The 13,287-nt window shown below is 61.8% G+C and carries 11 protein-coding genes and 1 pseudogene; 4 read left to right on the top strand and 8 right to left on the bottom strand.

Annotation, left to right across the window (positions count from 1 at the left end; translation table 11 throughout):
• Positions 1-3: 3 nt before the first annotated feature.
• Positions 4-267: pseudogene (locus D886_RS28540) on the top strand (RHS repeat-associated core domain-containing protein); the annotation flags it as partial.
• A gap of 428 nt (positions 268-695) precedes the next feature.
• Here the strand turns inward: D886_RS28540 and D886_RS0105715 are convergent.
• The 6 genes from D886_RS0105715 to gcl all read right to left on the bottom strand — a co-directional run bounded on the left by D886_RS0105715 (position 696) and on the right by gcl (position 8,343).
• A complete protein-coding gene (locus D886_RS0105715; RefSeq protein WP_027592973.1) occupies positions 696-1,571 on the bottom strand; it encodes an urea transporter in 876 nt (291 codons plus the stop codon).
• Between the two features lie 188 nt (positions 1,572-1,759).
• Positions 1,760-3,175 (bottom strand): pyruvate kinase, encoded by a 1,416-nt coding sequence (gene pyk / locus D886_RS0105710; RefSeq protein ID WP_027592972.1) that lies wholly within the window; start codon positions 3,173-3,175, stop codon positions 1,760-1,762.
• On the bottom strand, positions 3,172-4,446 hold the full coding sequence (locus D886_RS0105705; RefSeq protein ID WP_027592971.1) for a glycerate kinase: 1,275 nt from the start codon (positions 4,444-4,446) through the stop codon (positions 3,172-3,174). The genes pyk and D886_RS0105705 overlap by 4 nt, the downstream gene beginning before the upstream one ends.
• 221 nt (positions 4,447-4,667) lie before the next feature.
• Entirely contained in the window at positions 4,668-5,564 is an 897-nt protein-coding gene (locus D886_RS0105700; protein WP_027592970.1) for a 2-hydroxy-3-oxopropionate reductase, read from the bottom strand.
• 166 nt (positions 5,565-5,730) lie between these two features.
• On the bottom strand, positions 5,731-6,513 hold the full coding sequence (hyi, locus tag D886_RS0105695; RefSeq protein ID WP_027592969.1) for a hydroxypyruvate isomerase: 783 nt from the start codon (positions 6,511-6,513) through the stop codon (positions 5,731-5,733).
• 54 nt (positions 6,514-6,567) lie between these two features.
• Positions 6,568-8,343, bottom strand: a complete 1,776-nt coding sequence (gene gcl / locus D886_RS0105690; protein WP_027592968.1) for a glyoxylate carboligase — start codon at positions 8,341-8,343, stop codon at positions 6,568-6,570.
• A gap of 257 nt (positions 8,344-8,600) precedes the next feature.
• Here gcl and D886_RS0105685 point away from each other — a divergent pair, with 257 nt between their 5' ends.
• Positions 8,601-9,041 carry a heme-binding protein gene (locus tag D886_RS0105685; RefSeq protein WP_027592967.1) on the top strand — a complete coding sequence of 147 codons (441 nt, stop codon included), beginning with the start codon at positions 8,601-8,603 and terminating at the stop codon, positions 9,039-9,041.
• Positions 9,042-9,176: 135 nt separating this feature from the next.
• Here the strand turns inward: D886_RS0105685 and D886_RS0105680 are convergent, their stop codons facing one another.
• Positions 9,177-9,788 (bottom strand): TetR/AcrR family transcriptional regulator, encoded by a 612-nt coding sequence (locus tag D886_RS0105680; RefSeq protein WP_027592966.1) that lies wholly within the window; start codon positions 9,786-9,788, stop codon positions 9,177-9,179.
• 130 nt (positions 9,789-9,918) lie between these two features.
• On the opposite strand from D886_RS0105680, the gene D886_RS0105675 reads away from it, so the two are divergent.
• Entirely contained in the window at positions 9,919-10,827 is a 909-nt protein-coding gene (locus D886_RS0105675; protein WP_027592965.1) for a DUF808 domain-containing protein, read from the top strand.
• Here D886_RS0105675 and D886_RS0105670 read toward each other — a convergent pair.
• On the bottom strand, positions 10,817-12,760 hold the full coding sequence (locus D886_RS0105670) for an LTA synthase family protein (RefSeq protein ID WP_027592964.1): 1,944 nt from the start codon (positions 12,758-12,760) through the stop codon (positions 10,817-10,819). The two genes, D886_RS0105675 and D886_RS0105670, sit on opposite strands and share 11 nt — an antisense overlap.
• A 152-nt stretch (positions 12,761-12,912) precedes the next feature.
• On the opposite strand from D886_RS0105670, the gene D886_RS0105665 reads away from it, so the two are divergent.
• Positions 12,913-13,227, top strand: a complete 315-nt coding sequence (locus D886_RS0105665) for a hypothetical protein (RefSeq protein WP_027592963.1) — start codon at positions 12,913-12,915, stop codon at positions 13,225-13,227.
• Positions 13,228-13,287: the final 60 nt, after the last annotated feature.

Genomic DNA, 13,287 nt, shown 5'->3' with positions numbered 1-13,287 from the left:
TTACAGACGCTATCGTATAGCGCTTATGGCCATTCGGTGGAAGGGTCGGGTACTTCGCTGGGTTTCAACGGCGAGCGGAGAAGCGGGGTTCTGCATGGCTATGGATTGGGCAATGGACATCGGTTCTATCGCCCCGCGTTGATGCGCTTTTTAAGCCCGGATGCTTTGAGCCCGTTTGGTAAGGGCGGAGTCAACTCTTATGCCTATTGCCAATGCGATCCAGTCAATCGCTTAGACCCGACTGGGGGATACGGGTTTTTCAGTCTCTTTCCAGTGCCCCCGGAGTTGAAAACAGGTCCGGGAAGGTATGTGCAAGCGCGAATTACTTCGATGGAATTTGTTGAAGTGGTCGGTTCCGGGTCTAGTGAGCTCTTGCAGGGCGCGCAGAGACGCTCGTACGGGGTGCCGGACTTGATCATAGGCGGGCCTTCTTTTTATGAGCGTGAATCCTTTTGGAAGGAGGTACGGTATTGGGAGCACAGACCAGCTACTGAGCCGATGAGCGTGGACCAGATGGTACCCAATCACCAGCGTGCCCAGAGCAGTGAAATTGGCAATATTGAGCGTAGGATGGTTTTAGTCAGGGAGCAGCAGGAGCGGGAGGAAGTTGTGAATCGGGTGTTTGTTTTCGGCGACGTTTCTTAAATATGACTGCTTGTCTGTGAGAGACCGGCACGTCCGATGTGCTTCAGTCATCAATTGGGTAGACGCCAGGAGTATCGCCGCAGTAAAAGTTGCCAGAACTGGTTACCTGAATGCATTAGCCAGCAGGCCAGTACAAAGGGGGCTGTCAGTCCTGAAATCGGCATCAAGTTCAACAGCGCTTGCAGCAACAGGGCCAGGGCAATTGCCAACAACGTCACCCAGGGTTTTTCACTCTGGCGGCTGAAGGCCAGTGCCGCCAGCGCTGCGTTGAAGCCGTATAGTCCCATCCAGGCCACCTGCGCCTGGTCGATGAGCAGCGCGACGCCGCCCCCGATGGCAGAGCCGATCACGGCCCACATAGCCGCGTAGGGGCTGGCGATGAACATGCCGACGATGATCAGCAGCCCGGCGAATGGGTTATCAAGCAGGAAGATCTGGCCGACACCGCGCGCCAGGGCGTACAGCGGGTCTGGCTCGGCAAAGACAGCCGTCGAGGGTTCAGCGATCAGCAAAGCGCCCCAGCCCAACAGCACGAACGGCGCCGTATAAGCGATCAGCAACTTGCCACCGCGCTTGCGCCATTGGTGGGTGATGATGCTCGATAGCCCACCGGCTGCGAGGATCAGCGGCGGCATGATCGCTGACCACGGCAGTACCGCACTGATCAGGATACCGATCAGCACGCCGTTGTAACAGTACAGCCCGGCCTGGCGGTCGGCGCGGTCGTAGCCGCGGCGCTGGGCGGTGAGCAGGCCTGCAAGGGCGCCGAGCAGGGCGCCGCCGACCAGGTTGGGGGCGGTCAGCAGGATGGCCAGCAGGCAGCACAGGCCGCACAGGGGGTTGCGCAGCAGCAGCACCTGGCTGAAGCCGTTGAGCAGCGCCGTGGCCCAGTCGGGGCACGGGTTGACAAAATTTTTGGTGTACATGGGCAGTCGGTAAGGTTGATTGAAAAGCGGTGGGCCTCTTTGGGCCTCGGTTTTCCGCAGGGTTTTTGACGCTGAGCAAGGGGAGGGCTTTGCCCTCCATCGCAGGCAAGCCAGCTCCTACAGGGACCGCGTACGGCCTGTGGGAGCCGGCTTGCCGGCGAAAGGGGCGCAAAGCGCCCCCAGCGGTTTCAGACCAAGGTCTCGATCCGCAGCGTATTAGTCGAACCCGGCTTGCCGAAAGGCACACCGGCGGTGATCAACAGCGTGTCCCCGCGGCTGGCCATGCCTTGCGCCTGGGCAATTTCCAGGGCGGTCGAGCAGATTTCGTCAACCTGACGCAGGCGGTCGTTGACCACCGAATGCACACCCCAGGCCACGCTCAGGCGGCGCGCTGTGTTCAGGTTCGGCGTCAGGTTGAGGATCGGCGCCCGTGGTCGCTCGCGGGCGGCACGCAGCGTCGAGGCGCCCGACTCGCTGTAGTTGACCAGCACCGCCACCGGCAGAATGCCGCTGATACGGCGGATCGCGCAGCTGATGGCGTCCGATACGGTGGCTTCGGCTTTCGGCCGGCCAACGTCAAGTTGGGCCTGGTAGTCCGGGCCGTTTTCCACTTGGCGGATGATCTTGCTCATCATCTGCACGGCTTCCAGCGGGTAGTCGCCTGACGCGGTCTCGGCCGACAGCATCACCGCATCAGCACCCTCGGCCACGGCGTTGGCCACGTCGGTGACTTCGGCGCGGGTGGGCGCAGGCGAGAAGCGCATGGATTCGAGCATCTGCGTGGCCACCACCACCGGTTTACCCAGCTGGCGGCAGGTGCCGATGATGCGCTTCTGGATCTGCGGCACGCTTTCGGCGGGTACTTCCACGCCCAGGTCACCGCGGGCCACCATGATCGCGTCTGCCAGTTCGGCGATTGCCTGCAGCTGTTCGACCGCCGAGGGTTTCTCGATCTTGGCCATCAGGTAGGCACGGTCGCCAATCAGCTGGCGCGCCTCGACGATGTCTTCAGGGCGCTGCACGAACGACAGGGCCACCCAGTCCACGCCCAGCTCCAGGCCGAAGGCCAGGTCGCGACGGTCTTTTTCGGTGAGCGGGGAGAGGTCGAGCACCGCTTGCGGCACGTTGACGCCCTTGCGGTCGGACAACTCACCACCGTTCAGCACGGTCGTGTCGATAGCGTCGGCGTGCTTGGAGGTCACCCGCAGGCGCAGGCGGCCGTCGTCCACCAGCAGGTCCATGCCCGGCTCCAGCGCGGCGATGATTTCCGGGTGGGGCAGGTTGACCCGCTCGCTGTTGCCCGGCGTTGTGTCCAGGTCCAGGCGCAGTGACTGGCCGCGCTGCAGTTGCACCTTGCCTTCGGCCAGGCGGCCAACGCGCAGTTTCGGCCCCTGCAAGTCCATGAGGATGCCCAGCGGGTAGTTCAGTTGCTGCTCGACTTCGCGGATCCACTGGTAGCGCAGGGCATGGTCGGCGTGCTCGCCGTGGCTGAAGTTGAGGCGGAAGATGTTCACCCCGGCTTCGACCAGTTGACGGATGTCGTCGATGCCGTTGATCGCAGGGCCGAGGGTGGCGAGGATTTTGACTTTTTTATCAGGCGTCATGATTGCGGAGTCTCGAGGATCAGAATGGCGCGGAAGTCGTTGACGTTGGTGCGTGTCGGCTCGGTGACGATCAACGCATCGAGCGCAGCGAAGTAGCCGTAGCCGTTGTTGTTGTCCAGCTCGTCACTGGCCGACAGGCCCAAGGCTTCGGCGCGGGCATAACTGCAAGGGGTCATGAAGGCGCCGGCGTTTTCTTCGGAGCCATCGATGCCGTCGGTGTCACCGGCCAGCGCGTACACGCCCGGCAGGCCCTTGAGGTTTTCGGTGAGGCTGAGCAGGAACTCGGCATTGCGCCCGCCGCGGCCGTTGCCGCGTACGGTGACGGTGGTTTCGCCACCCGACAAGATCACGCAAGGTGCCTTGAGCGGCTGGCCGTGCAGAACGATCTGCCGGGCAATGCCAGCATGCACCTTCGCCACTTCACGCGACTCGCCTTCGAGGTCGCCCAGAATCAGCGGGCTGAAGCCAGCCTGGCGCGCTTTGACGGCGGCGGCTTCCAGCGACTGCTGGGGCTTGGCGATCAGTTGGAAATGGCTGCGGGCCAGAGCCGGGTCATCGGCCTTGACGGTTTCCGAGGCAGGGTTGTTGAGCCAGTCGATGACGGCCTTGGGCGCTTCGATGTTGTACCGCTTGAGGATGGCCAAGGCATCGGCGCGGGTGCTTGGGTCGGCGACGGTGGGGCCGGAGGCGATGACCGTGGCCAGGTCGCCCGGTACATCGGAAATGGCATAGGTGTAGACCGTGGCCGGCCAGCAGGCCTTGGCCAGGCGGCCGCCCTTGATCGCCGAGAGGTGCTTGCGCACGCAGTTCATCTCGCCGATGGTGGCGCCGGACTTGAGCAGCGCCTTGTTGATGTGTTGCTTGTCGGCCAGGGTCAGGCCTTCGGCGGGCAGTGCCAGCAGTGCCGAACCACCGCCAGAGAGCAGGAAGATGACACGGTCGTCTTCGTTCAGGTTGCTGACCAGCTCCAGCACGCGCTTGGCCACGGCCAGGCCGGCGGCATCGGGGACCGGGTGAGCGGCTTCGACCACCTCGATTTTCTGGCAGTTGGCGCCGTGGCCGTAACGGGTGACGACGAGGCCGGACACTTCGCCCTGCCAGCTTTTCTCGACCACTTCGGCCATGGCGGCTGCGGCCTTGCCGGCGCCGATGACGATGACCCGGCCGCTACGGTCGGCGGGCAGGTAGGGTTCGAGGACTTGGCGCGGGTGGGCGGCGGCGATGGCTGTGTCGAACAGCTCGCGAAGAATTTTTTGCGGATCGACCGACATGGCAGGCTCCCAAATTATTGTTGTTCTGCAGAATCGAAAACGCCCCTGGAACTGCCTCCGTGCAGGCCGAACCAGGGGCGGGTGTTGCTCGGTGTTGGGTCAGAGACCCTGGGGGCGCTTTGCGCCCCTTTCGCGACACAAGGCCGCTCCTACAGGAGACCGCGATCCCTGTAGGTGCGGCTGCGTCGCGAAAGGGCTGCAAAGCAGCCCCCAAATTCAGCTTACTTGCCTTCGTCGCGGATCGAGAAGTTGGCCATGTGCTCCAGGCCTTTGATCAGCGCCGAGTGGTCCCAGTTGCCGCCACCCAGGGCCTGGCAGGTGTTGAACACTTGCTGGGCGTTGGAGGTGTTGGGCAGGTTGATGCCCAGTTCCTTGGCGCCTTGCAGGGCCAGGTTCAGGTCCTTCTGGTGCAGGTTGATGCGGAAGCCTGGGTCGAAGGTGCCTTTGATCATGCGCTCGGCGTGCACTTCGAGAATTTTCGACGAAGCGAAGCCGCCCATCAGTGCTTCACGCACCTTGGCTGGGTCGGCGCCGTTCTTGGCGGCGAACAGCAGGGCTTCGGCAACCGCCTGGATGTTCAGCGCAACGATGATCTGGTTGGCCACCTTGGCGGTCTGGCCGTCGCCGTTGCCACCCACGCGGGTGATGTTCTTGCCCATGGCTTCGAACAGCGGCAGGGCGCGCTCGAAGGCTTTCGGGCAGCCACCGACCATGATGCTCAGGGTCGCGGCCTTGGCGCCGACTTCACCGCCGGACACCGGGGCGTCCAGGTAGGCGGCGCCGGTGGCCTTGATCTTCTCGGCGAAGGCTTTGGTAGCGGTCGGCGAGATCGAGCTCATGTCGATCACGACCTTGTTCGGGCCGACACCTTCGGCCACGCCGTTCTCACCGAACAGGACGGCTTCTACCTGCGGGGTGTCGGGGACCATGACGATGATGAATTCAGCTTCCTGGGCCACTTCTTTCGGGTTGGCCAGGGCCACCGCGCCAGCGGCGATCAGGTCGGCCGGGGCGGCGTCGTGGTGGGTGGAAACGAACAGGCTGTGACCTGCTTTTTGCAGGTTCTGAGCCATGGGCTTGCCCATGATGCCGGTGCCGATAAAGCCGATTTTAGCCATGAGAGATTACCTCGTTGTATTTGTTGAATCTCGATGGAGCAGGCAACGCAGGCCCTTGTAGGAGCAGCCTTGTGCTGCGATGAGGCCGGTATGACAGGCAGATCTTCTAGCGCAGCGATGGCCTCTTCGCAGCACAAGGCTGCTCCTACACAGTGCGTATGCGCCCTTAAATTGCGTTGTGGGTCTTCAGCCAGCCCAGGCCCGCTTCAGTGGTGGTCAGCGGCTTGTACTCTGCGCCCACCCAACCCTGGTAGCCGATGCGGTCCAGGTGCTCGAACAGGAAGCGGTAGTTGATCTCGCCGGTGCCTGGCTCGTTGCGACCTGGGTTGTCGGCCAGCTGGATGTGGTTGATCAGTTTCAGGTTGGCTTCCATGGTGCGAGCCAGGTCACCTTCCATGATCTGCATGTGGTAGATGTCGTACTGCAGGAACAGGTTGTCGCTGCCGACTTCGGCCTGTATTTCCAGGGCTTGCTTCGTGGTATTCAGGTAGAAGCCTGGGATGTCGCGGGTGTTGATCATTTCCATGACCAGGCGGATCCCGGCGGCTTTCAGTTTTTCGGCGGCAAACTTCAGGTTGTCGACGAAGGTCTTGCGCACGTCGGCGCACTGCAGGCCTTGCGGGCGGATGCCGGCCAGGGCGTTGACCTGGGTGTTGCCCAGGACCTTGGCGTATTCGATGGCCTTGTCGACACCGGCGCGGAACTCTTCAACGCGGTCGGGGTGGCAGGTGATGCCACGCTCGCCTTTGGCCCAGTCGCCGGCCGGCAGGTTGAACAGCACCTGGGTCAGGCCGTGCGCATCGAGCTGCTGCTTGATTTCGGCGGCGCTGAAATCGTACGGGAAGAGGTATTCGACGCCGCTAAAACCAGCATCGGCGGCGGCCTTGAAGCGGGCCAGGAAGTCCTGTTCGGTGAACAGCATGGACAGGTTGGCAGCGAAGCGAGGCATGAGTTGTCTCCTTGCGATGAAGGCTCCCAGGGCATGCCTGGGGGCGTCAGGCGATCAGTCCAGCATCGAGATGGCGGTTGGCGCGTCGTTACCGACCAGGGCCAGGTCTTCGAACTCGTTGACCGCGTTGATCTCGGTGCCCATGGAAATGTTGGTCACACGCTCGAGAATCACTTCAACCACCACCGGCACGCGGAACTCTTCGGCCATTTTCTGCGCCTTGAGCAGGGCAGGGGCGATCTCGCCTGGCTCGAATACGCGGATGGCCTTGCAGCCCAGGCCTTCGACCACGGCGACGTGATCGACACCGTAGCTGGCGGCGTCGCTGGAGTTGATGTTCTCGAACGCCAGTTGTACACAGTAATCCATGTCGAAGCCACGCTGCGCCTGGCGGATCAGGCCGAGGTAGGCGTTGTTCACCAGCACGTGGACGTACGGCAGGTTGAACTGCGCGCCGACTGCCAGCTCTTCGATCATGAACTGGAAGTCATAGTCACCCGACAGGGCGACCACTTTGCGCGATGGGTCGGCCTTGACCACACCCAGTGCGGCAGGGATGGTCCAGCCCAGCGGGCCAGCCTGGCCGCAGTTGATCCAGTGACGTGGCTTGTACACGTGCAGGAACTGCGCGCCGGCGATCTGCGACAGGCCGATGGTGCTGACGTAGGTGGTGTCCTTGCCGAACACCTGGTTCATCTCTTCGTACACGCGCTGCGGCTTGACCGGCACGTTGTCGAAGTGGGTCTTGCGCTGCAGGGTGGCCTTGCGCTCCTGGCAGTCTTCCAGCCAGGCCTTGCGGCACTTGAGCTTGCCAGCGGCTTTCCACTCGCGGGCCACTTCGAGGAACACATCCAGCGCCTTGCCTGCGTCCGACACGATACCCAGGTCTGGGGTGAATACGCGGCCGATCTGGGTCGGTTCGATGTCCACATGCACGAACTTGCGGCCTTCGGTGTAGACGTCGACGGAGCCGGTGTGGCGGTTGGCCCAACGGTTACCGATGCCGAACACCAGGTCGGATTTGAGCAGGGTGGCGTTGCCGTAGCGGTGCGACGTCTGCAGGCCGACCATGCCGACCATCAGGGCGTGATCGTCCGGGATGGTGCCCCAGCCCATCAGGGTCGGGATGACCGGTACACCGGTCAGCTCAGCGAACTCGACCAGCTTGTCGCTGGCGTCGGCGTTGATGATGCCGCCGCCTGCCACCAGCAGTGGGCGCTCGGCGTCATTGAGCATTGCCAGGGCTTTTTCGGCCTGAACACGGGTGGCGGATGGCTTGTTGACGGCCAGCGGCTCGTAGGCGTCGATGTCGAATTCGATTTCAGCCATCTGCACGTCGAACGGCAGGTCGATCAGCACAGGGCCTGGGCGGCCGGTGCGCATTTCATAGAAGGCCTTCTGGAACGCGTAAGGCACTTGGCCTGGCTCCAGCACGGTGGTCGCCCACTTGGTCACCGGCTTGACGATGCTGGTGATGTCGACGGCCTGGAAGTCTTCTTTGTGCAGGCGTGCACGCGGGGCCTGGCCAGTGATGCAGAGAATTGGGATGGAGTCGGCCGACGCACTGTACAGGCCGGTGACCATGTCGGTGCCGGCAGGGCCGGAAGTGCCGATGCACACGCCGATGTTGCCTGGGTTGGCACGGGTGTAGCCCTCGGCCATGTGCGAGGCACCTTCAACGTGGCGAGCGAGGACGTGATCGATGCCACCGACTTTTTTCAGGGCCGAGTACAGCGGGTTGATGGCAGCCCCTGGGATGCCGAACGCGGTATCTACACCTTCACGGCGCATGACCAGAACGGCTGCATCGATTGCTCTCATTTTGCTCATGGGTTGTGCCTCATCGATTTTGTAATTGTATACAACTTGCTGTGCGGCAGAGTGTATTCACGCCTGCCTGCTTAGGTCAATGGATTTTCATCAGGGAGAATGGCTTTCGTCGGACCGCCCGTGAAAACGGCGTTCTGTCGGATCGAGTACGATCGTTTTAAAATATTGTATACAAAAATATCTTCTGTTGTGTTCTATTTGCGCTATTGGTTTTCAACTGCCCTTAGGGCTTCTCACAACAAGAAGAGGACCTTTTCATGAACGTTCTGAACCTGAAAGTCGCGGTAAGCCTGGTCAATGCTGCGCTGGCGGCAGGCCGCCAGATCAACGCTGCGCCGTTGACTGTGGCGGTGTTGGATGCGGGCGGGCACTTGCTGGCCCTGCAGCGCGAGGATGGCGCTAGCCTGATTCGGCCGGAAGTGGCCACCGGTAAGGCCTGGGGGGCGATTGCGCTGGGCAAGGGCTCACGCTTGTTGGCGCTGGATGCGCAGCAACGGCCGGCGTTTTTTGCCGCATTGAATGGGCTGGGAGAGCGGCCGGTGGTGCCGGCACCGGGGGGTGTGCTGATTCGTGATCAGGACGGCAAGGTGCTGGGTGCGGTGGGGATCAGCGGGGATACGTCGGATATCGACGAGCAATGCGCGATCAGTGCGATCGAGGCAGTTGGGTTGAAGGCGGATGCGGGGGTGGCTGCTTAAATCTCTATTGGTTGTACTGGCCTCATCGCCGGCAAGCCGGCTCCCACAGGAAATTCACAGTGTTCAAAAGCTGTGCGGTCACTGTGGGAGCCGGCTTGCCGGCGATAGGGCTGCAGAGCAGCCCCACTGGCCCTATCAGGCCGCCTCAGGCTCACAGCCCTTGAGCACCAGCCGAATGATGGTCTCGGCCGCCGCGTCATAATCACTCTCGGCCAGCTTGGCCTTGCCCGTCACCGCCGAAATCTGCCAATCGAAATCGGCATAGGTCTGGGTCGCCGCCCAGATGCTGAACATCAGGTGATGCGCATCCACCTTGGCGATCTGCCCGCGCTCGATCCAACCCTGGATGCACTCGATATTGTGCCGTGCCTGCTCGTTGAGCTGCTCGACCTGGTTGGGCGACAAATGCGGCGCACCGTGCATGATCTCGCTGGCAAACACTTTGGAGGCATGCGGCAAATCGCGGGAAATGCGGATTTTCGAGCGAATGTAGGCACTCAGCACTTCTTTAGGGTCACCGTCAGCATTGAACGGCGTCGAGGCCTGCATGATCGGCGCGATGATGCTCTCCAAGACCTCGCGGTAGAGGTTGTCCTTGGATTTGAAGTAGTAATACACGTTCGGCTTGGGCAGGCCGGCCTTGGCCGCGATATCGCTGGTCTTGGTGGCGGCGAAGCCCTTGTCGGCGAATTCCTCGCTGGCCGCGCGCAGGATCAGTTCCTTGTTGCGCTCGCGAATGGTGCTCATTGTCAGGGATCTTCCTCGTGTCTGGCCACCTCTAAGAGGGATCGGGCATGTTAGCACCGCGGCTGAAGGGCGCTCAAGGCAGCGACTTTCGGCTAGACTCCGGCACATTCATTTCACGGGAAACAGGCACATGGCAGGAAGCAGTCTACTGGTACTGATCGACGATATCGCCACGGTACTCGACGACGTGTCGTTGATGACCAAGGTCGCGGCGAAAAAGACGGCCGGCGTGCTGGGGGACGATTTGGCGCTCAATGCCCAGCAGGTAACCGGCGTGCGCGCGGAACGCGAAATCCCGGTGGTCTGGGCGGTGGCCAAAGGCTCGTTCGTCAACAAGGCGATCCTTGTGCCGGCAGCGTTGCTGATCAGCGCCTTCATCCCGTGGGCGGTGACGCCGTTGCTGATGGTCGGCGGCGCGTACCTGTGCTACGAGGGGTTCGAGAAGCTGGCGCACAAGTTCTTGCACAGCAAGGAAGAGGACAGCGCGCAGCATGAGGCCCGCAAGGAGGCCGTGGCCGACGCCAGTGTCGACCTTGTCGCCTACGAGAAGGCCAAGATCAAGGGTGCGGTGCGCACCGACTTCATCCTGTCGGCCGAGATCATTGCCATCACCTTGGGGATCGTGGCGGATTCGCCGCTGCCCCAGCAGATCATCGTGCTGTCGGGCATCGCCGTCGTCATGACGGTTGGCGTTTACGGGCTGGTGGGCGGCATCGTCAAGCTCGATGACCTGGGCCTGTGGATGACCCACAAAGCATCCAGGCTATCCCAGGCGGTCGGCAACGGCATCCTGCGCGCCGCGCCCTACATGATGAAGAGCCTGTCGGTGATCGGGACGGCGGCAATGTTTTTGGTCGGCGGCGGGATTTTGGTGCATGGCATCGCGCCCCTGCATCATGCCATCGAGGCCTTCAGCGTGGGGCGCGGTGGTGGGCTGACCGTGGCCTTGCTCAACGGCGTGGCCGGTGTCGTGGCCGGGGCCGTGGTGCTGGCGGTGGTCAGCGGCGTAACGAAGGTGTGGCGCGCCGTCAGGGGCTGACGACCACGCCGCTTTCCTCCGGCTTCCAGGCCAGCAGGCCCTTGCTGAAGCCGTAGGCGGCGCTCTGGTAGTAGGCAATGGCACGGCGTACCAACGGGTTGTCGTTGCCCACGGTGGTTTCATGGCTGTTGCCCAAGGCGTCTTCATGCACGCGCATGCCACCGCGTGGGCTGAGGATGGCCAGGTTTTTGCCGTCGAACAGGCCCAGGTGCTGGTAGTTGCCGATCAGTACGCGAGGTGGCAGTGCATCTTCCTTGAGCAGGTCGCGGCCGAAGAAGGTCGAGGTGTAGTCAACGTTGAGCAGGCCGAGCACGGTCGGCGCCAGGTCGATCTGACTGGCCAGCTTGGCGTCCTCTTGGGGCGCGATGAGCTTGGGTGCATAGATCCACAACGGGATCTGGTAATTGCTCACCGGCAGGTCTTCCACGCCAGCGCTGCCAGCGGTGTGGTCGGCGACGAAGATGAACAGCGTGTTGTCGAACCACGGCTTGTGCTTGGCCGCCTGCAGGAACTGCGCGATGGCATGGTCGGTGTACTTCACCGCACCTTCACGGCCATCACCGGATGGAATGTCGATGCGGCCTTCCGGGTATGTGTAGGGGCGATGGTTGGACGTGGTCATCAGTTGCAGGAAGAACGGCTGCTGCTTGGCATGGTCAGCGTCGGCCAGCTTCAGGGTTTGCCGATACAGGTCTTCATCAGCCATGCCCCAGGCGTTCTTGAAGCTGATTTCGCTTTCATCGATGCTGCTCTGGTCGACGATGCGATAGCCATTGCCACTGAAGAACGCGTTCATGTTGTCGAAATAGCCGCGCCCACCGTAGACGAACACCGCGTCGTAGCCCCTGGCCGTCAGCTGCTGGCCGAGGCTGGCATAGCCGCTTTCGCGGCCGATGCGCTTGACGATCGAGCGCCCCGGGGTTGGCGGAATCGACAGGGTGATGGCCTCCAGGCCGCGGTCGGTGCGGGTGCCGGTGGCGTAGAAATTGTTGAAGTACAGGCTCTCGCGGCGCAAGGCGTCGAGGTTGGGCGTGAGGTTGCGCGCGTCGCCGTTGCTGCCCATGTATTTGGCGCTGAAGCTTTCGAGGGTCACCAGGATGATGTTCGGGGTGCGCTGTGGGCCATGGGCGCTGATGTGGCGGCGAATGTCCTGTGGCTCCTGGCCCTGGAAGCGGACGTCGGGTTCGGCCAGTTCCTGATGCATGTGCGCGCCGACGTCAGCTGCGTCTAGGCTGGCATAGAACTGCGTGTAGTCCAGTTCATTGTTACGGAAGGCGGCGAAGAACTGATACGGGCCGTTGCTGGCCAGCTCGCGCTGGTAGGCGTTGCCGCCTTGGCCGCGCGGAAACTGCTGATCGATTACCACGCCATTCAGGCCAGCCAGCGCCGCCAGCAGGGCAATGCCCAGTACCCGTTGACGCACGCTCGCGGCGGGGGCGGCCAGGGCCTGGGCCAGCGGTTTGCGCAGCAGCACCGCCAGCACCACTGCGACCAACGCGATAGCGCTGAGCAGCGTGGGCAAGGGGTAGGATTCGCGGATGTTGTCCAGTACTTCCTTGGAGTAGACCAGGTAGTCGACGGCGATGAAGTTGAAGCGCACACCGAATTCGTCCCAGAACAGCCATTCCGACACTGCGACGAACAGCATCACGAACAGGCTGACCACCAGCAGCCCGGTCAGCAGCCCGCGATGGGCGCGCGTACGCCACAGCGAGGTAGGGCAAACCGCCAGGTACAGGCCCATCGGCAGGGCAGCATAGGCCAGGAAGCTCAGGTCGTAGATCGCCCCGTCGAAGAACAACGAGAAGTAATTGCCACTGACTTCATCCAGGTGGGTTACCAGCAATACCAACCGCGTCAGTAGGAAAATACCGAACCAGAGTGAGCAAAGTAGTACCAAGTAGCGCCAAGGGGCGGCGAGGGTAGTGCGCATCAAATAGCCCTGTTGTCTTTTTTAGTTGTGCAGAGAGCGGCAGATTAGATCAGTGTTTGCAAAAAAAATGTCAAAATTTTGCGGTGCGCACAGAGAAAGTCAGATTTATAGTTAGGCACTGTCGTTTACAGACTTGATGGGGAGGTGTGCACATGTTCGGCAATGTATTGACCTACGACGCCTATCACTTGGCGTTGTATCTGATCACGGCGATTGCCTGGGTGAGCCTGGGCTTTGGCTTCCTGCTGAGCGGGATAGACATGCAGGCGCTCTACAAGGGCTGCGCAATGTTTGGCGTGGCGCTGACCATCAGTGTGGTGATGCTGGTGGTGGATATCCTGCAGATGCTTGAGCACCATCAGGTGGAGATGGCATTGGTGATAGTGGGTATTATTCTGCCGGCTGGGGTTATATTGACCTACAAGGCAAGTTATTTGTTAGGTAGGTTTTCTCCTAAAAGCTTGTAAGAAGTCTCTTACAACTTAGTGCGTGACAGCGTCACCGGTTAGCAACGCTGTCACGTTTCA

The organism is Pseudomonas sp. LAIL14HWK12:I7, from assembly GCF_000483465.1.
GTDB lineage: Bacteria > Pseudomonadota > Gammaproteobacteria > Pseudomonadales > Pseudomonadaceae > Aquipseudomonas > Aquipseudomonas kermanshahensis.
The sequence above is the reverse complement of the archived record's forward strand: the minus strand, read 5'-3'. Positions and strand labels throughout refer to the sequence as shown.